Origin of the sequence: Peteryoungia rhizophila (assembly GCF_004912145.1) — a bacterium.
Lineage (GTDB): Bacteria > Pseudomonadota > Alphaproteobacteria > Rhizobiales > Rhizobiaceae > Allorhizobium > Allorhizobium rhizophilum.
The window spans coordinates 809265-825601 of sequence record NZ_STGT01000003.1; the positions used below are offsets into that span (position 1 = coordinate 809265).

General features: G+C 65.5%; 21 protein-coding genes. 3 read left to right on the forward strand and 18 right to left on the reverse strand.

All coding sequences use genetic code 11. The annotated features are described in order from the left end of the window. Nucleotides 1–25 precede the first annotated feature (25 nt). The 8 genes from E9677_RS15065 to E9677_RS15100 all read right to left on the reverse strand — a co-directional run bounded on the left by E9677_RS15065 (nt 26) and on the right by E9677_RS15100 (nt 8221). Nucleotides 26–535, reverse strand: coding sequence for a type II toxin-antitoxin system YhaV family toxin (locus E9677_RS15065; protein ID WP_136558873.1), 510 nt, complete (start codon nt 533–535; stop codon nt 26–28). 1 nt (nt 536) lies between these two features. Then, nucleotides 537–848: a type II toxin-antitoxin system PrlF family antitoxin gene (locus E9677_RS15070; RefSeq protein WP_235882985.1), complete on the reverse strand. Its 312-nt coding sequence runs from the start codon at nt 846–848 to the stop codon at nt 537–539. 106 nt (nt 849–954) lie between these two features. Next, nucleotides 955–1164 carry a hypothetical protein gene (locus E9677_RS15075; RefSeq protein WP_136558875.1) on the reverse strand — a complete coding sequence of 70 codons (210 nt, stop codon included), beginning with the start codon at nt 1162–1164 and terminating at the stop codon, nt 955–957. A 20-nt stretch (nt 1165–1184) separates the two neighbouring features. Next, the gene (locus E9677_RS15080) at nt 1185–4967 is read right to left on the reverse strand and encodes a baseplate multidomain protein megatron (RefSeq protein WP_136558876.1); all 3783 of its coding nucleotides are present in this window, start codon (nt 4965–4967) and stop codon (nt 1185–1187) included. A gap of 2 nt (nt 4968–4969) precedes the next feature. Beyond that, nucleotides 4970–5479: an NlpC/P60 family protein gene (locus tag E9677_RS15085; RefSeq protein ID WP_136558877.1), complete on the reverse strand. Its 510-nt coding sequence runs from the start codon at nt 5477–5479 to the stop codon at nt 4970–4972. Nucleotides 5480–5809: 330 nt separating this feature from the next. Then, nucleotides 5810–6424, reverse strand: coding sequence for a heparin lyase I family protein (locus E9677_RS15090; RefSeq protein WP_136558878.1), 615 nt, complete (start codon nt 6422–6424; stop codon nt 5810–5812). Between the two features lie 271 nt (nt 6425–6695). Continuing rightward, the gene (locus E9677_RS15095) at nt 6696–7592 is read right to left on the reverse strand and encodes a DUF2163 domain-containing protein (protein ID WP_136558879.1); all 897 of its coding nucleotides are present in this window, start codon (nt 7590–7592) and stop codon (nt 6696–6698) included. Next, a complete protein-coding gene (locus E9677_RS15100) occupies nt 7589–8221 on the reverse strand; it encodes a DUF2460 domain-containing protein (protein WP_136558880.1) in 633 nt (210 codons plus the stop codon). Before E9677_RS15100 ends, E9677_RS15095 begins: the two co-directional genes overlap by 4 nt. Before the next feature lie 184 nt (nt 8222–8405). On the opposite strand from E9677_RS15100, the gene E9677_RS15105 reads away from it, so the two are divergent. Both E9677_RS15105 and E9677_RS15110 read left to right on the forward strand, forming a co-directional pair. Further along, the gene (locus E9677_RS15105) at nt 8406–8651 is read left to right on the forward strand and encodes a type II toxin-antitoxin system VapB family antitoxin (RefSeq protein WP_136558881.1); all 246 of its coding nucleotides are present in this window, start codon (nt 8406–8408) and stop codon (nt 8649–8651) included. Next, the gene (locus tag E9677_RS15110; RefSeq protein WP_136558882.1) at nt 8651–9055 is read left to right on the forward strand and encodes a type II toxin-antitoxin system VapC family toxin; all 405 of its coding nucleotides are present in this window, start codon (nt 8651–8653) and stop codon (nt 9053–9055) included. Before E9677_RS15105 ends, E9677_RS15110 begins: the two co-directional genes overlap by 1 nt. A 69-nt stretch (nt 9056–9124) precedes the next feature. Here E9677_RS15110 and E9677_RS15115 read toward each other — a convergent pair whose 3' ends face one another. The 4 genes from E9677_RS15115 to E9677_RS15130 form a co-directional block, all read right to left on the reverse strand. Beyond that, nucleotides 9125–9733, reverse strand: coding sequence for a phage tail tape measure protein (locus E9677_RS15115; RefSeq protein WP_136558883.1), 609 nt, complete (start codon nt 9731–9733; stop codon nt 9125–9127). A gap of 211 nt (nt 9734–9944) precedes the next feature. Next, nucleotides 9945–10124: a rcc01693 family protein gene (locus E9677_RS15120; RefSeq protein ID WP_136558884.1), complete on the reverse strand. Its 180-nt coding sequence runs from the start codon at nt 10122–10124 to the stop codon at nt 9945–9947. 20 nt (nt 10125–10144) lie between these two features. After that, nucleotides 10145–10519, reverse strand: a complete 375-nt coding sequence (locus E9677_RS15125) for a gene transfer agent family protein (RefSeq protein WP_168801217.1) — start codon at nt 10517–10519, stop codon at nt 10145–10147. Nucleotides 10520–10547: 28 nt separating this feature from the next. Next, a complete protein-coding gene (locus E9677_RS15130; protein ID WP_136558886.1) occupies nt 10548–10955 on the reverse strand; it encodes a phage major tail protein, TP901-1 family in 408 nt (135 codons plus the stop codon). A 367-nt stretch (nt 10956–11322) separates the two neighbouring features. Between E9677_RS15130 and E9677_RS15135 the strand changes: the two genes are divergently transcribed. Then, nucleotides 11323–12546: an MFS transporter gene (locus E9677_RS15135; protein WP_136558887.1), complete on the forward strand. Its 1224-nt coding sequence runs from the start codon at nt 11323–11325 to the stop codon at nt 12544–12546. Nucleotides 12547–12667: 121 nt separating this feature from the next. Here E9677_RS15135 and E9677_RS15140 read toward each other — a convergent pair whose 3' ends face one another. From E9677_RS15140 to E9677_RS15165, 6 genes are all read right to left on the reverse strand, one after another. Beyond that, nucleotides 12668–13066 carry a DUF3168 domain-containing protein gene (locus E9677_RS15140; RefSeq protein ID WP_136558888.1) on the reverse strand — a complete coding sequence of 133 codons (399 nt, stop codon included), beginning with the start codon at nt 13064–13066 and terminating at the stop codon, nt 12668–12670. After that, complete coding sequence (locus E9677_RS15145; protein WP_136558889.1) at nt 13063–13314, reverse strand: hypothetical protein; 252 nt, start codon at nt 13312–13314, stop codon at nt 13063–13065. Before E9677_RS15145 ends, E9677_RS15140 begins: the two co-directional genes overlap by 4 nt. Further along, nucleotides 13311–13646, reverse strand: coding sequence for a phage head closure protein (locus E9677_RS15150; RefSeq protein ID WP_136558890.1), 336 nt, complete (start codon nt 13644–13646; stop codon nt 13311–13313). The genes E9677_RS15145 and E9677_RS15150 overlap by 4 nt, the downstream gene beginning before the upstream one ends. A 2-nt stretch (nt 13647–13648) precedes the next feature. Then, nucleotides 13649–14218 (reverse strand): head-tail connector protein, encoded by a 570-nt coding sequence (locus E9677_RS15155; RefSeq protein ID WP_136558891.1) that lies wholly within the window; start codon nt 14216–14218, stop codon nt 13649–13651. 202 nt (nt 14219–14420) lie between these two features. Further along, nucleotides 14421–15752: a phage major capsid protein gene (locus tag E9677_RS15160; RefSeq protein WP_136558892.1), complete on the reverse strand. Its 1332-nt coding sequence runs from the start codon at nt 15750–15752 to the stop codon at nt 14421–14423. A 5-nt stretch (nt 15753–15757) separates the two neighbouring features. Beyond that, nucleotides 15758–16333: an HK97 family phage prohead protease gene (locus E9677_RS15165; RefSeq protein WP_136558893.1), complete on the reverse strand. Its 576-nt coding sequence runs from the start codon at nt 16331–16333 to the stop codon at nt 15758–15760. Nucleotides 16334–16337 lie beyond the last annotated feature (4 nt).

Genomic DNA, 16337 nt, shown 5'->3' on the forward strand with positions numbered 1-16337 from the left:
GGAAGGAGCTTAGGCCCCGCCGCTGTCAATCGCCACGCGCCAGCCTCGATGAGCGATCTGTCATGGCGTCCAGGCGCCGTATTACCGTGTCGTCGCTCGCAGCCTCGAGTAGCTCTGTCCAGCTGTCCGGCGGATTTCCATCCTCCAGCATCGCCCGGAACACGGCATAGGCATCGCTGCGTGAACCATAGCTGCGCAGCGTATCCGCGTCGTTGACCCAGGCGAAGACAAGGACCTTGCCCGTCGAATTGTAGCGGAAGAACAGACGAAACCGCCCATTGCCGAACTTTGCCCGAAACCAGTGCTTGCGCTCGGGACCCAACGTACCGCCCTGGCGAAACGCGGACGAGGTCGGATCGGCCGGAATGACTTCAGCCATCAACTTTTGCAGCGCGACCAGAAGCTTGAAATTTGCACTGCTGCGAAACGTATCTGGCTTCCTTTTGGCTTCGTGTTCGACGGCTGCGGTCAGGCGCTCCAGTTGATCGAGAAACAGCGGGTGCGCCCGGATGATCCAGCCATTGACCGTTTCCATCTCAAAGCGCGACCTCGCCATCGATAGGGGCGTCGAGGTCGATTTCTGCGCCTTCAGTCAGCCCCGCGATCCGGTCGCGCAGGCCGGGCGGCATCTCCATGAAAGCATCCCCCGGCCGTGCCGCCATGTCCTTGGCCAGAAAATCAAGAAAGCCGTCCAACACCGGATCATCGTCGTCGACGTCGTCGCGCTCGACCAAAACGCGATTCTTTTCGTCCAGGCTGAAAGCAATCCGTCCACCATAGCCAACGCCAAGCGCATCGCGGATGGGCTTCGGAATGGTGGTTTGTCCCTTGTCGGTGATCGTGCTCACCTTGCGCAAGATCTTGTTCATGCCGCCTGCCTCTTTAATCCTGAAGGAAGGTAATGGAAATTCCTTACTTCGTAAAGGGCTGGCTTGGATACTCTTGCCTACTTACTCACCCACCCACGCCCTTTGTCGCCGTCAGTCGTCCATAAAGCGCCAGCAGCCCGCCCACCGTGCCGGCGAGCGTCGTCAAAGCGTCGGCGATCTCCGCCTGCTCAGCCCCACCCATTTCCAGCCCTGCCCGACCGAGCAGCGGAGCGGCGATCGCGATCAGCGCGCCCCAGACGGTCTTCGACTGATACCAGGGTTTCATGTCCAGCATGTCTCTCTCCTTTTCGTTGATCATCCGTCTATGGCCACCACCGCCTCCAGCGGCAGCCCTGAAGCCAGCCGTCCGAGCTGGCGCACACGAATTCCAAGCTCGACCTGCGCCGCGCCGAAATCGGCCAGCTCGTCCGAGCTTGCATAGGTGAAACCAGGCTCGCCGACCTCCACCACGCGCAGCACGGCACTGCCGTCCAGGATCTCCAGCCGATAGCGCTCCTCCGCCTCGTCGAGCGGCACATCACCCTCGGCCCAGGCATCGGCCTCGATCCGGCTGCGCCTGATCCACAAAATCCGCAAATCTCCCGAGACCTGCCGCACCACCCGCGCATGCACCGGCGAAAGCGGCGTTTCCGCCCGCATGCCGCCATCGACGACAAACGGCCCGGACAGTTCGGTCACCAGCCCCATAGGCTCGAAAATCCAGTTCTGCGCCGCCCCGCGCTCGGCATTGGCGAGCCCCAGCGCCCGCACCGCTCCGTCGAGCAGCACGACTTCGGCCCCGCTCGCTGCCCCTGCCGCCGTCGCATCCTCCGTCCCGCCCAACCCGCGCAACAGCCCGGTCAGGCGGAAGCGCCTCGCCGCCACTTCCTCGGCCTCTGCAAAACCCAGCACTTCCCAACCACCATTCTGCGCCCGCACGGCAATTCGGTTCGCCCCCGAAAGCAGTGCCGTCCGGCTCGCCGAGGCGAAGGCACCGCCCCTGAGATCGACAACCACAGCATTCGCCGGATCGAACCGTCCGATCGGCCCCTGCGAGAGCGCCTCCACCAGCCGTCCCATCGTCGCCGGCCGGTCCAGTGTCAGCCGCAGCCGATAGCCTTCTGCTTCTGGCGAACTTGATACCGCGAGCCGGCGCCAGGGCCGGCCGAAAGCCGCGACACTGGCATCGCCAGCATGGCTTGTGCCTTCCAGCCTCGGTAGATCCACAAAGCTCACGACCGGCGCAAAACCCTGAGCCCCGCCACCATCCGGCACCCGTCCCGGCTCGACCAAGACCACCGGTGCCGAGACCTTGCCGGCAAAGGCCCGCAAGCTCAGCCGCCGTTCGAAGCCGTTCTCGATCCCTTGCACCAGAAAACGCCCTTCCGGCCCCTCCGGAAACCGCAGTACGTCCCCCGGTTCGACCGCGATCTCGTCAGGCCCCAGCGCCAGTTGCAGGGTTCGCCGCGCCAGCCGGTTGTCGCGCAGCCAGCCTTCGGCAGCTGCAAGCGCCGTCTCCTCGGGCATGGCCGCCGGTAGGTCGCGGGCAAGCTGCCGTTCGGTCGCAGCCTCCACCTTGCGCGAGCGCACGCTCGCTTCGACATAATCGGCTGCCGGATCGTAGAAGGTCACCAAAGCTTCCGAGGCAAAATCGCTGTCATGGCCGCGTGTCTCACTCCACAGCGGCTGGTCGGCAAGATCCGCCAGCACCGTGATTTCCCGCGCGGCCAAGCTCGCCGTCGACCGCGTTCGAAACTTCAACCGCCCGCCATCCTCGATGACGTCGATCTGGAAAAGCTCGATCAGCGGCTCGATCAGATCGCGCGCCGAGGTCAGATCGCCCTTCACGTAACCGCCGAGATCCCCCGCCACCTCTGACACGTCGAAGTCTTCGAAGCCGTGATCCGTCAGGATCGCCGCAATCGTGTCGGCCAGCGTCGCCGTGCCCAGCCGTCCATTGAGCCAGTGCCCCGAGCGCCAGTTCAGCCCGTCGGTCCAGAGCCCCGCATTCTGCGGAAAGGCCGGATAGGGCCGCGCATCCCATGTCCAGACGTAGATCCCAGCCGGATTGACCATGCCCGCAGGCGCGTCCCCGCCCTGCCAGTGGTCGAGATGCGCCTCCAGAAACCGCCGCTGCTGGCTGTCGCTGCGCGCACCGGCCGAAAAATGCGGCCTGCCACTCTCCACGGACTTGGCATCGACAAAGACATTCGGCTGGTTCGCCCCCTTGTCGACCGCCCCGCAGCCGAGTTCCGTGAACCAGAAGGGTTTCATTTCCGGGATCCAGGCCGTCGGGCTTGCTTGCTCGAGCCCGCCGATCCGGTCGTGATGCCGGTTTTGCCACCAGCTTTCCAAGTCCTTGAAGCGATAGACCCAGGGCTTGCCGTAGGCGCCATCCGTGATCGGCGTCCTCACCCGCTGCTCCCGGTCGGCATCGCTGGCATAGAACCAGTCATAGCCCTCGCCCGCTGTCAGCATGCGGGCGAAAGCCGCCTTGTCGTCGGCACCGGCAAAGCCATCCGGGCTCGTCTCCTCCAGATCGACGTCGCGCCAGTCGGCGAGCGGCATATAGTTGTCGATGCCCACGGCCGACACATGCGGGCTCGCCCAGAGCGGATCGAGGTGGAAGAAGACGTCGCCCGATCCATCCGACGGCTGGTGGCCGAAATATTCGCTCCAGTCCGCCCCATAGGAAATCGCCGTCGAGCCACCCAGGATGGCACGCACTTCGCCTGCCAGCGATACCAGCGCCTCGGCGAAGGGAAAGGCATTCGCCCCGTCGCGCAGTGTCGTCAGTCCCTTGAGTTCCGAGCCGAGCAGGAAACCATCCACTCCGCCCGCCGCCGCCGCAAGCGTCGCATAATGCAGCACGAACCGCCGGTAACCCTCGCTGCGGGTGACAAAACTTGAGACCTGCGCCCGCGCCGTCGCCGTCTTGTCGACATCAAGAGGATAGGCCGTGATCCGCCCGCGCCAGGGATAGGCCGCCTGTTCCGCCCCGCCATATGGGTCGGGCAGCCCGTTAGCCGCGGGAATGTCCATCAGCACGAAGGGATAGAGTGTCACCTTCAGCCCACGCGCCTTCAGGTCCCGGATCGCCTCGATCACATCAGCATCATCCGGCGAGCCACCATAGGCCGGCCCATCCGCATGGCGCGACACCACGTAAGCCTCTTCTCGCGAAATTCCCCCAACGTTCCAGGGCCGGCTCTCATCGTGGCGAAATCCCACTTCGACGCCGGGCAACACCCGGCAGCTGCCTGCCCTCAGATCCGTGCCGAACCAGGCCACGACCAGCGCCACGCTGTCTAGATTGGGGCAAAGCGCCTGCAGTTCGTCGAGCGAGGCCTGCCAGTCGGTCGATGCCACCAGCGTATTGCGGTTCAGCCAGCGCTTTTCGCCCTCACGCGGCGCGTCCGAAACGCGCGTGGTCGCATAACCATGCTCGGTCGCGCCGGGAATGATCGTTACTGCCCGGATCTTCTCCTCGAGCGCGCCCACCGGCCGGATAACCTCGAACTGGATGAGCGGAATGCGATTGCCGAAATCATCGAGCGGCAGGCGTTCGAACACCACATAGGCCAGCCCGCGATAGGCCGGCGTCCGCCCCCCGCCCTGCTTTGCCGCAATCAGTGGATCGACCGGCTGGCTCTCTGTCCCTCGATAGACCCGCATCTCGATCTCGGTCGTGTCGAGCTCGCGCCCGTCTGCCCAGACGCGGCGCACACCCGTAATCGGCCCCTCGCAGAGCCCGAGCGCCAGATTGGCATAGTATCGATAGGTCGTCGTGCGCGTGCCGCCGGAGGATTTAGCCCCTGTCCGCTCGGTCACCGTCTCCTCCTCAAAGCGCGTCGCCCAGATCAGCGTGCCGCCGAGCCTCGCCGTGCCGTAGAGCCGGGGGATAACAGTCCCTTCGCTGGCACCCGCAAGCCGCGCGGACGACAGCCGCGCGCCGTTCACCTCGCGCGTCGAGGAAAACAGGCTCCGGTCGATCATGCTCCCGGCCAGTGCCCCCGCTGCCCGTCCGAGGATTGCACCAACGGGGCCGAAGACCGACCCAAGTGCTGCCCCCGCCGCCTGCAGAACTATGGTCGCCATCGTCAAATCCTTTCCGGAAAGCGAAAGATGCCCGCAATCCTGCGCCGCCATCCCGGCACGAGCGCCGACAGCGTCACGGATGACTGTTCATAGGCATGGATGAAGGCATCGGGCGGCGGGTCGCGTCGCTCATCGTGACCGCAATCGGCGGGGTCACGGCATCCCCTGTCGTCACCCTCACGCGGCAACCGCGCCAAAATTCCCAAATGTTTCGCCGCCAGATGCGGTCGAAATCGAAACAGCACCAGATCGCCAGGCAAGCTCTCCTTGAGGGCCGAAACGCCGACAAAATGCCGCTCCGCCGCCGCAAGCAGCCGCTCCTCCCCCGCCCGCTCCGCCCAGTCGGGCGCATATGCCGGCACAGCTTCCGGCTCCGCCCCATAAACCTCTCGCCAGATGCCACGCACGAGCCCCAGGCAATCGCACCCCACCCCCTTCACCGCCCCCTGATGCCGATAGGGCGTGCCGATCCAGGTCCCGGCGATCGCCAGAACGCGCGCGTTGACGGACATGGGAAGCTCCGGGGTGGGGTAAAACGATTGCGAGCTAAGGGACGCGCGCTTGCCGGGCGCGGGCCATCGTAAATGTCGCGCCGTCAGCGGCAAGGAATGTCGACCAAACCGCCTAAGCCCCGCACCTTACCCCTTCCCCACAAGGGGGCAGAGGGAGGCGCGGTGTTTGTCGTCTCGGCCTTCTCCCCGCTTGCGGGGAGAAGGTGCCGGCAGGCGGATGAGGGGCATGGAAGGCTCGTGTGTGTGTGTGTGTGACCGCTACGCCGTCAAGCCCATGCCAACAGCACCTACCTTGGCTAGGAGGAAGTGATCGCGCTCCGCCGATTGCCGTCAGGCCCGGCTGACCAGCCGATAGCTCGCCTGCTGGATCGGCCCTCTGAGGCCCTCCTTCATGTTGCGATAAATGCCATACTTGAAATAGATCGACTTCGCCGCAGCCGGCACGAGCGCGATCCCGGTCTCCTTGACCACGGTCCGCCCGTTGACCGAAGCCGCGATCGCGCCGCGGGTCGCGTGCCAGGTGAAGGTATATTTGAACGTGTTCCACACGCCCTTGTTCAGCGTCGCCGGATATTCGGTGAAGCTGCCCGCATCACGATTGTTCAGGCAGATGGTGAAGACCCCTTCCTCGTAGCGGTTGAAGACGCTGTCATAGGAGCCGTTGTGCCATTGCCCCAGCGTCTGCTTCGGGCTGTATTCCGGATAGTCCGTCGGGATCCTCATGTGAAAGGCATAGGTTCGTGTCGATCCGATCGTGTCTTCCGTCGTCACCCGCGCTTCGCAGCGCTCGCGAAAATTGAGCGCATCGCTCTCGTCGGGTCCGTTCCAGTAGTCGCCGGCCTTGACAATGAAAGTCTCGATACCGCTGACCCTGATATAGCGGGTCTCGTCGACGGCCTGCACGTAATAAGAATAACCGTTTCCGTCAGGGCAAATGATTTTCATCGAAATATCCTTTCATGCTTGGGAGATCTGAAAAAATGCTGCGTCCTGAAGCTGACGCGCAGCCGCGGGCCAAATCATGACGAAAAGCAGATGCTTTCGAGGCTCCGGCCCGTCCGGGATACGCGAAAATCCGGGAGGCGGAATTGTTACCCGACTGCTCAAACGAGTCCGTTCGCAACCCGATATGCCAAGGTCCGACACATGATCGATCGGCTTCTCGCTGGCGGTGCCGCAAGCCGCTGAACGCGGAAATCAGGCGCGGTCGTCAGGCTCAGTCATACAGCACTCCGCCGTCATGGGTGCTGTCGCCGCTCACATAGGAATAGGCGAAATCGCTCCCCGGCATGTGCGGAAAGCCACGAAAATTCAATTGATTGGCAAACTTCGCTCGACAGGTGGAAAAACTCTTGTCGCAGCCGACCGTCAACGTCACGGCGTCTCCCGGATTGGGCCGCGCCTCCAGCGGCAGCCACAACCTGAGCGTCACAAGATCGTCCGCGGCCGCCCCGCTCTCCTCAATCGCCAGCCGCTTGCCGGACAACAATCCTTCGTCGAAGCGCAGATGCCCCAGCCGAAAATGCCCATCCGTCAAAGCCGGCAGCCCCGACACCGTCAGCCGGTCGGCCGACAGCACCTCGGCGATGGTTCCTGTCACCCGCCGGTTCGCAGCCCCCATATCCACCCGGCAGCGGCCATCGCCCAGATCGGCATCGCAGCGTCGGTTGTAGATCCGCCCCTCCGGCTGCTGCAGCCGATGGGCAAAACTCCGAAGTTCCGCCGAAAAGCCCGGCCCTGCCCGGCTCACCTCGCCCATCTCCTGCACGGACATCAGCGCATGCTGCTCTTGGGCCGCCTGCCAGTTGACGAGAAAGAGCTCGACCCGCGCGCCGTCATAACGCCCGGCCGCCAGATCCGCTTCCGTGATCGCGTCACTCGAAAAGCCGCCGCGCACTTCGGCGCCCGGCGCGGCCAGCCCGCTCGCAGCACTCGCTTCGGTCGCCGCAAAGCCGGTACCCGGCTCGAACTGCGTGCCGTCGAAGGTCAGCTTCTGATCGTGCTCGGTGAAGCCGAGCCTGAAACCATCGCGACAGGTCACCCGCCAGGCGCGGCAGAGCGTTGTCTCGCCCGTCGCCACATGCGCGGCCAGCGCTTCCGGAAGCCGTTTCATGGCGTCACCTCGATCAGTGGAATGGAGGGAATGCGGCCTGCGCGAAAGGCTTCGAGATCGATCTCGATCCTATCCGTGTCGAAACGCACCGGCACGTCATATTCGAAACCCGCCCGGATCTCCGTGCCCTCGGCTGGCACATGGCCGGGCGCGAAAGTGACGATCCCGGTCGTCGCATCGCAGGTGAAACCTTCCGTCTGCTCCACCCCATCCACGGCAATCCGCACCGACCCCGTCACCGGTTTTGCCACCGGCCGCCGCTCGATCGCCGACCCGTCGCCATAGGCTTTCACCAGCTGAAACGTCGCCGCCTCGCCATCGCCCGTGGCAATCAACTGGTCGAGCGGCGTCACCGGCTCTCCCGGCCTCGCCGAGGAAAAGTCCACGGGATCGCGAAAGCGAAACCCATGCAATTGCCCGCCCCGCGCCTCGAAGAATTCCAGCACCGCATAGAGATCAGCAACCGACCGCACCGCAGTCCCGACATCATACCGGCGCCTCGAAAACCGCCAGCGCCGATTGCGCGCCTCGCGCCCGTTGGACAGCGAAACGATATCCGTCTGCCGCCCCGGCCCGCCACTCGATGTCAGCGACAGCCGCAGCGGAAAACGCTGTTCGTGAAAGGCCATGGCAGGCTCCGTTCTCTGGATTTGTAAAGCTGGGGACGCAATCGATGCCTGCTCAAGCAGGCACTCAGCCTGACGGCGTTGGCGCCCTGTCTTGCCGCAGAACCGGCGGTCCGGACCGCTTGCCCTTGGAAAAGACGCACCGATCATCTACATTGCGTTAGGCAAAAATCTACATGGAGCCGGCATGGCCATCAACGTCAACAATTCGGAAGCCGACGCGCTGACGCGGCAGTTTGCGCAGATGACCGGCGTCGGCATCACCGATGCGATTGTCATTGCCATGAAAGAAGCGATCGAGCGGCGCAGTCGCGCTGAAACGCCGCGCCAAACGGCCGCCCGCCTGAGAGCCAAGCACCAGGTGGTGCTCAGCGAGCACGCGCAGACCCCTCTTCCCCGTCAGGCATTCGACGCCATGTGGGACGACGCCTGATGTTCATCGACGCATGCGCAATCATCGCACTTCTCTCGGACGAGCCGGAGGCAACGCGCGTGTCCGACGCCTTGGCTTCAGCCAAGCTGCCGTTCACATCACCGGTTGCTGTTCTCGAGACTGTTCTGGGCCTCGCACGCGCGGACAAACTCGATCTGCCGATACCGGCAGTCGAAGGCCTGGTGAACGAGTTTCTCGAGGCGCGTGGGATCGAAATCCGCGATCTTCCGCCCGCAGCAGAGACAACCCGGCTCTCATTGATTGCGGCGCATCGCTATCGCACAGGGCGCCATGGCCTCAACCTGGGCGATTGCCTGCATTACGCCTCAGCCAAGTTCCATGGCGTGCCGATCCTCGCCACGGCCGAGGAGTTTCGTTTCACGGATCTGGAGGTCGTCGCATGAGCTCAGGGCAAAAGCGACATCAGATGTCTGCGAACAAGGTCGTGTCCTGTCCCGCAGCCTGAAACCGCCTCACAGCCCCCGCCGTCCGCGCCCGACCGAGCGCGCCAGCATCGCCGTGATCTGCCCCTCGCTCCGCTGAAAACTCGCCGCATCACTCGCCGTCACCTGGAAATGGATCACCGTGCCGGCGCCTGCACCATCCGCGCCCACGCCGAGCGCCCCGTCAGGGCCCCGCTTCAGCGGCAGGATTGCCTCAGCGCCCGCCTCGCCCATCAGCCCGGCACCACCCGCCATCGGAAAATAGGTTGGCACCGACACCACGCCACCGTCTGCGAAGGGCATCACCCGCCCCGGCACACCACCCGCCGCATAGGCTGTCACGCCTCCGCCGAGCGCCGATCCCAGCCCCGAGGTGAGACCGCCGATCAGGTTCCCGGCTGCATCGCCGAGCAGGGTTTCCAGCGGCTTTAAGCCCGCCGAGAGCGCGATATCGGTCAGCCTCAAGCCGACGCCGCGTAACACTTCCTCCAGTCCCTTGCCGCCCGTCGTCGCGCCCTTCAGCGCAGACGTCAGCGCCCGTCCGAAACTCGCCGACCGGCTTTCGAGATCGTCCAGCACGGCCAGCGCTTGCGTGCCGTCGAGATCGACGGAAAGTGCCAATGCATCGTCATCGGTCATGTGATTTGCCTTTCCTGAAAAATGCGGGTCGATCTGGCGACCTAGCGCGCCGTTTGCCCCTCACCCTGTGGCGCCCTCGTCTCGCGAGTGCCTCGAAGGGCGAGCCCCCCATCAAGACGCAAACGGACCTCTCGGAACCCTGCTGTGGAAGGGCTCCTCGCGATGAAGTTCCGGGCGGGATATTTCGCTTTCGCGTGCGTGGTTTTGCCCGTCAATCCGGGAACCGCGCCATCAAGGCCTCGACCTCACGCCGCGACAGCCCCGCCGCTTCTCCAAACACCCCCGCCATCGCCGAGAGCTCCGGCAGGCTCAGCCGCCAGAATACATCCGGGGACAGCCGCAGACGGGAGAGACCGAGTGTCATCGCCGCTCCCCATGGAAACGGCCGCACCTTCGTCCCGCCTGCGGCCCTCAAGGGGAAGCGATACCCTCCCCGCGCGTCTCATTCCCCTCAGCCGCACCGAACGTCACCGCCAGCAGCTCGCCGACCACACGGGCGGCCCCCGCCACCCCGCCATCCACCGCCATCTCGGCCACATCGACATCCGACAGCCGGTTGCCCCCGCCGCGCAGACCGCAGGCGAGAATGCGCGTCAGATCCGCGCTCTTCAGCCGTCCGCTCGAAAACCGCGTGGCGAGGTCGGCCAGGCTCTCCGCCCCGAAGGCCGTTTCCAGTTCGGCGAGCGCCCCCAGCGTCAGGCAGAGAATGCGCCGCTCGCCGTCGATCACGGCCTCCACCTCGCCCCGATGGCGGTTGGCACGATTGACCGTCACCGGTTCGCGCATGTCCCGTTCATAGCCCCGCATCACCGCCTCACACCGCCGCGAAGGAAACGGCACCGGCCGATTCCAGCGCGATCTCGAAGGTCACCTCGCCGTCGTGATTGCCGGCATAGTCGAGCGCCGTTACCTGAAACGGCGCCGTCACCGTGCCGAAATCCGGGATCACCACCTGGTAGTTCAGGATCGACCCGGCAAAGAAGGCGGCCCTGACAAGCGCGTCCGAAGCCGCATCCTTGAACAGGCCGGAGCCAGTCAGCCCGGCCCGCCTGCCCCCCGCTCCCTCCAACAGTTCCCGCCAGCGCCCGGCGCTCTCGCTATCGGTCACATCGACGGTCTGCGCATTGAAGGCCAGCCGCCGGGCTCTCAGGCCCGCCACCGTCACGAACCCCGCCCCATCTTCGACCTTCAGCAACAGGTCCTTGCCCTTCTGCGCGCCCATGGCGTCTCTCCTTGTTGATGTGATTGTTGAACGGTTGGGAGGCGAGACACATGAGGGGTCCCATCTCCCCCCTTGCGGGGGAGAACGGAAAATCGAAGGGTTAGGCGAGCGCAAGCCGCCTAAACTTCTGATTTTCCAAGAGAGGGGCATCGTTGCATGGGCGAGAACCCCGCCGAGCCCCCCTCTTGCGATTTCTGATGTTTGGCCCTGACCGGGCCAATTCATCGAAATCGCTTTCTCCCCCGCAAGGGGGGAGATGGCCCAAGACCCACCCAACACAGCCCGCCCCAAGATTTCGCCCTATCGCCCTGACCACAACCGGCCTAGAACAAACACCCCGCCGCCAGCAATCTCCCCCGAGTCCGCCATGAACATGCCCCGCACCATCCTCGTCGCCGCCCTTGCGGTCTCGCAGATCCTCGGCTGGGGCACGACCTATGAAATGCCGGCAGTGTTCGGCCGGGCCATGGCGGCCGATCTCGGCATCGCCAATGAGACCGCCTTTGCCGGGCTCACCGTGATGATGCTGACCATGGCCTTTCTCGGCCCCTGGACCGGCCGGATGATTGCCCGCCACGGCGCCTCCCGCGTGCTCGCCATGGGCTCCGTCCTGATGGCATCAGGCCTCGCCATGCTGGCCCTCTCCACCGGCCTTCTCACTTACGCAATAGCCTGGCTCATCCTCGGCATCGGCGGCTCGTTCGCGCTGACGGTCCCGGCCTTTGCCGCCGTGGTCGAGCGCGAGGGCCGCGACGCACGCCGCGCCATCGGTATCCTGATGATCTTCACCGGCCTCTCCTCAGCCGTGTGCTGGCCGCTGCTCACGCTCGCCGGAGAAGCCTTCGGCTGGCGCGGCGCGCTGTTTGCCGCCGCCGGCGCGCAACTCGCCATTGCGCTGCCCGTGCATCTCGGCATCGACCGCATCGCGATCGCCCGCTCGGCGGAAGACCGTGCCGCCGACGCGATCGAGCCGCTGGACTTCAGCCGTCGCATGGCAACACTCGCCTTCCTGCTGATCGCGCTGTCGACCTCGCTCGCCAGCCTGATGACCTTCGGGCTGTCGCCGCAGCTCCTTCATATCCTCGAATTGTCAGGCGCCACGCCGGCGCTCGCGCTGCAGCTCGGCTCGTTGCGCGCCGTCTTCGGCATCGCCGCCCGCGCCTTCGATCTCGTGCTCGGCAAACACACCTCGCCGATCACCACGGGGCTCGCCGGCATGGCCATGCTCACGGGCTCGACCCTGCTCCTGATTTTCTCCTCCGGCACGCCGTCGAGCCTGCTCGTCTTCACCGCGCTCTACGGCTTCGGCTCGGGCGTCACCACGCTTGCCCGTGCCACGCTGCCGCTCTCCTTCTTCTCCGCCAGCCACTTCGCCCGCCAGTCGGCGCGCCTGTCGCTGCCGCAAAACCTCGCCAATGCCGCCGCCCCCGTCCTGATGACAGCCGTGATCGACCGCGCCGGCATCGACGCAGGCCTTCTGCTCGCCACCGGCTTCGCCGCAACGGGTTTCGCCGCGATCCTGGTGCTTGCGGTGATTGCAAGGCGGGGAAGCAAAGGCGCCGGACGGACCACGATCGGCCCCTCGTCCTGAGGTGCCGGGCAAGGCCCGGCCTCGAAGGATCAGGCCACCCAGGAAGGGTGAAGGGATCCTTCGAGGCCCGCGCGTCGCGCGGGCACCTCAGGATGAGGTTGCACCTAGAGCCGGCCCCACCTCACTCCACCACCGCCCGAAAACTCGCCTCGGCCACAAACAGCCCCGCCTTGACCTCCCGGCGGCTCGTCGTCCGGCGATGCCGAAAATTCACCAGCCGAAACCCGTCCAGCATCTCGGGCAACCCGTCTGCCACCCGCCTGAACTCCATCACCAGCCCTTCGGCTTCACGCCGCGAGACGGCACTCCAGGCCTCGAACGTCAACAGTATCTCCGCGCCGTCCGCCTCGCCGGTCGAATAATCCCGCGCCTCGACAGATCCGACCGCCAATGCCGGAAGCCGTTGCGGCCGAACCGTCCGGTCGCTGATCCCCTGCGGCCCGAGCGCCGCGACCAGTGTCGCATCTGCCTTCGCCGCCTGTTGAAGCGCTGCCAGCAAGGCATTGACTGCGTTCGTCATCTGGACTTTCCTTCATCCTCGGTCAACCCGAAAGCCGGTGCTTGGGCATTGCGCTCGGCACGGCTTCCATCAGCCCCGGCCACCCGCTCCGCGCCACCCTTTGGCACCACGCCGTCGGCCCTCCTCAGGTCGTCCCGATCCTCTCCAGCCCGCCGCGCCAACCGGTCCGCCAGCGCCCGCTGCAGCATTTCGCCCAGCCGCGCGCCTGTCGCCTCAAGGGCTGTCTTGTGTCTCGATCCGCCACTCATCCCGCCACCTCGCGACAGAGCGCCAGCCGGAACCGCCCGCTTTCGTCGGGATCCCGCACCGCTTCGATCTCGAAGTACCGCGTCCCTTTTCGAAATCGCTGTCCGGCGGTCAGATCCCCACGTGCCCTCACCGTCACATGATGCGTCACGGTCGAAACGAGCCCCGGCCCCGTCTCCTCGGAGCCGAAACTGCGCGGTTCGATCAGCGCCCACACCCCGGCCACCTCGACGAAGCCGGTCACCGCGCCGCCCTGTCCGTCCTCGACCATATCAGGCCGCTCCAGAACCAGCCGCGCCGTCAGCCTTCCGGCGTCGATATCGAGCAAAACCATGGTCAGAGCCCCCGCCGGCAGAAAGGCGCGATCAACCTGTCGTATCCCGGCGGCACCACGGCCGGCTGGGCATCCGGTGCCACCACACCACGGACTGCATACATCGCCGCCACATGCAGCAGCATCGCTCGCTTCAGCGTCTCCGGCACATCCACGCCGCTCTCGCCGAAGCCGGCCGAAAACTCCACCTCGATGCCGTTCAAAGCCCGCGCCGGCGGCGGCGTCTCACGCAACCAAAGCCTTGCCGGCCGCGCCTGTCCGTCGAGCAGATGCCCGTCGAGATCGACCGCCTGCGGCTCGCCGTCGCCGTCATAAACGGTCACCGCCGTCACCGCTCTGACCGGCCCGCGCGCAATCGCCAGGATCCCGTCCTCCGGCCAATCATCACGGCACAGCCGAAAGTCCCGCGCCGCCAGCACCAGCTCCGTCTCCCGCTCCAAATGCTCGCGCGCAACGGTGGCGAGGGCCAAGAGAAGGTCATCCTCCTCGTCCGTATCCAGCCGCAAATGCGCCCGCACCTCGGCAAGCGTCAGCGGCTCCACCAGGGGCGGAGTGAGTTCGATGATTGTCATTGGGTGTCCTTCAGTTTGAGAATATGCTGAGATCTAAGGTGGCAGCCCCTCATCCGCCCTTCGGGCACCTTCTCCCCGTGAACGGGGAGAAGGAGACGCCGCCGCCAGCCGCATTCGCCCTTCTCCCCGCCTGCGGGGAGAAGGTGGCGGCAGCCGGATGAGGGTCATCAGTCAACTTCGGACGTATAGGGGGCCTGGCCCCTCACGCCGAAAACTTCACCAGCTTGATCGCTTCGAAGTCCTGCACCCCGCCACCGACGCGCTTCGTCGTGTAGAACAGCACATAAGGCTTGGCCGAATAGGGATCGCGCAGCACCCGCACACCCACCCGATCGACCACCAGATAACCCGCGCGAAAATCACCAAAGGCGATCGCGGTTGCATTGGCCGCGATCTCCGGCATGTCCTCGGATTCGGCGACCGAGAAGCCCATCAGCGAGGCGGGATCCCCGGCCCGCGCCGGCGGCGCCCAGAGATAGTTGCCGTCGGCGTCCTTCAGCTTGCGCACCGCGCCCTGGCTGCGGCGGCTCATGACGAAGGTGCCGTTCTGGCGGTGGCCCGCCTTCAGCGCATAGACCGCATTGATCAGAACGTCGGAGGCGCCGCTTGCCGCGAAAGCCCCCGCCGCCCCGGTCGGGATGGTGCCGATCTTGCCCCATTCCCAGGCCCCGTCGTCGACCTGTTCATAGGCGAGGAACCCCTTCGGCTTCAGAACCCCGTCGCCCGAAACGAAGGCCTCGCCCTCCTGCTCGGCAAAGGCGATGTCGACTTCGGCCGCGATCCAGGCCTCGATGTCGACGGCGGCATCGTCGAGCAGCGCTTGCGTCGCCGCCGGCATGGCATAGAGCTCCATGGTCGGGAAGGCGAGTTCGGAGAGTTCCGGTGTGCCGGTCTGCGTCCGGGCCGCCGTCTCGGCCACCCAGCCAGAGGCGAAACCCGCGGCGGCAAAGGGCTTCTTCAACACCGAGCCAGACACCTGTCGCACCGTTGCCAGAGACCGGATCGGCGAAATCACCCGCAGCCTGCGGCCGATCTCCTCGTCCACCTGCGGCGGCACCAGATAGCCACCATCGCCGGAAACGCCGGCCGAAAGCGCCTTCTGGTCGAGGTCGCGCAGCGCCTGATCGTCGCCGCGGCGCACATAGGCCTCGAAGGCCGCCTTGTGGTCAGACAATGCGGTCTCGTCCCGTCCGGACCGTTCCAACGCCGGGCGGCGCTTCTTCAGCACCAGCTCGTCGATCAGCCGGCTCTGGTCGTCGATCGCCTTGTTGATCCGCTCCACCTTGTCGCGGGTCACGACATCGCTTGTCAGCTTTTCCTCGATCTCGCCGAGCCGCTCGTCGTTCGCCTCCTTGAAGGCCTCGAAGGCGGTCATGAATTCGGCGAATGCCGATGTCACCGTATCGGGTGCCGCCTTGACTTCCGGCGCGAGCTTCGCCGCCCTGCCGGTCGCGGGCCGCCGCCCCTTCCCGTCGGGCACCACCTCGCCCACCTCGCCCGTCCTGCGCTCACCTGCCGTCATCGCGTCTTCCATCTCGCTCATCCTTTCGTGAAGTGATTGTTCGCCATCGACCGGGCCGCACGGCGCATCAGCCGGACGAGCTCGGTTTCCCTGTCGCGGTAAAACCGCTGATGCTTGACATTCGAGACCCTGGCCGTCGGCAGCATGGGAAAGGTCACCACCGAGATCTCCCAGAGATCCGCCTCCAGAATGCGTCGGACGCCGGTCTTGCGATCGGCCTTCACCTTCACCGCGCGAAAGCCGATGGAGAGCCCGTCCAGAGCCCCCGCCTTCATCAGCGCATGCACCTCGCGGGCTCGCGCCACATCGGTCGCAAGCTTGCCCTCGACATAAAGCCCCCGCTCGTCCTCGCGGATGACCAGCCAGCGGCCGATCACCTCGGCCGGATCGTGCTGGAAGAGCATGCGCACCCCGCCTGCCCCGCGCTTGGTGAGCGAAGCAGCGAAAGCGCCAGGCTCGATCGCATCGCGGCCGAGATCCACCTCGCCGAACAGGCTCGCATAGCCCGAAAACCGCCCGTCTCCGCCGACACCCTTCAGCGTCAATCCGGCATAGCGAAACCGCGGCGCGCCTGCCGTTTCCAAAGCCTGCATGGCT

Excerpts from the sequence above, each read along its gene's own strand:
- E9677_RS15065 (WP_136558873.1), bottom strand. The coding sequence starts at position 535 with ATGGAAACGGTCAATGGCTGGATCATCCGGGCGCACCCGCTGTTTCTC.
- E9677_RS15075 (WP_136558875.1), bottom strand. The coding sequence starts at position 1,164 with ATGCTGGACATGAAACCCTGGTATCAGTCGAAGACCGTCTGGGGCGCG.
- E9677_RS15080 (WP_136558876.1), bottom strand. The coding sequence starts at position 4,967 with ATGGCGACCATAGTTCTGCAGGCGGCGGGGGCAGCACTTGGGTCGGTC.
- E9677_RS15085 (WP_136558877.1), bottom strand. The coding sequence starts at position 5,479 with ATGTCCGTCAACGCGCGCGTTCTGGCGATCGCCGGGACCTGGATCGGC.
- E9677_RS15090 (WP_136558878.1), bottom strand. The coding sequence starts at position 6,424 with ATGAAAATCATTTGCCCTGACGGAAACGGTTATTCTTATTACGTGCAG.
- E9677_RS15095 (WP_136558879.1), bottom strand. The coding sequence starts at position 7,592 with ATGAAACGGCTTCCGGAAGCGCTGGCCGCGCATGTGGCGACGGGCGAG.
- E9677_RS15100 (WP_136558880.1), bottom strand. The coding sequence starts at position 8,221 with ATGGCCTTTCACGAACAGCGTTTTCCGCTGCGGCTGTCGCTGACATCG.
- E9677_RS15105 (WP_136558881.1), top strand. The coding sequence starts at position 8,406 with ATGGCCATCAACGTCAACAATTCGGAAGCCGACGCGCTGACGCGGCAG.
- E9677_RS15110 (WP_136558882.1), top strand. The coding sequence starts at position 8,651 with ATGTTCATCGACGCATGCGCAATCATCGCACTTCTCTCGGACGAGCCG.
- E9677_RS15115 (WP_136558883.1), bottom strand. The coding sequence starts at position 9,733 with ATGACCGATGACGATGCATTGGCACTTTCCGTCGATCTCGACGGCACG.
- E9677_RS15125 (WP_168801217.1), bottom strand. The coding sequence starts at position 10,519 with ATGCGCGAACCGGTGACGGTCAATCGTGCCAACCGCCATCGGGGCGAG.
- E9677_RS15130 (WP_136558886.1), bottom strand. The coding sequence starts at position 10,955 with ATGGGCGCGCAGAAGGGCAAGGACCTGTTGCTGAAGGTCGAAGATGGG.
- E9677_RS15135 (WP_136558887.1), top strand. The coding sequence starts at position 11,323 with ATGAACATGCCCCGCACCATCCTCGTCGCCGCCCTTGCGGTCTCGCAG.
- E9677_RS15140 (WP_136558888.1), bottom strand. The coding sequence starts at position 13,066 with ATGACGAACGCAGTCAATGCCTTGCTGGCAGCGCTTCAACAGGCGGCG.
- E9677_RS15145 (WP_136558889.1), bottom strand. The coding sequence starts at position 13,314 with ATGAGTGGCGGATCGAGACACAAGACAGCCCTTGAGGCGACAGGCGCG.
- E9677_RS15150 (WP_136558890.1), bottom strand. The coding sequence starts at position 13,646 with ATGGTTTTGCTCGATATCGACGCCGGAAGGCTGACGGCGCGGCTGGTT.
- E9677_RS15155 (WP_136558891.1), bottom strand. The coding sequence starts at position 14,218 with ATGACAATCATCGAACTCACTCCGCCCCTGGTGGAGCCGCTGACGCTT.
- E9677_RS15160 (WP_136558892.1), bottom strand. The coding sequence starts at position 15,752 with ATGGAAGACGCGATGACGGCAGGTGAGCGCAGGACGGGCGAGGTGGGC.
- E9677_RS15165 (WP_136558893.1), bottom strand. The coding sequence starts at position 16,333 with ATGCAGGCTTTGGAAACGGCAGGCGCGCCGCGGTTTCGCTATGCCGGA.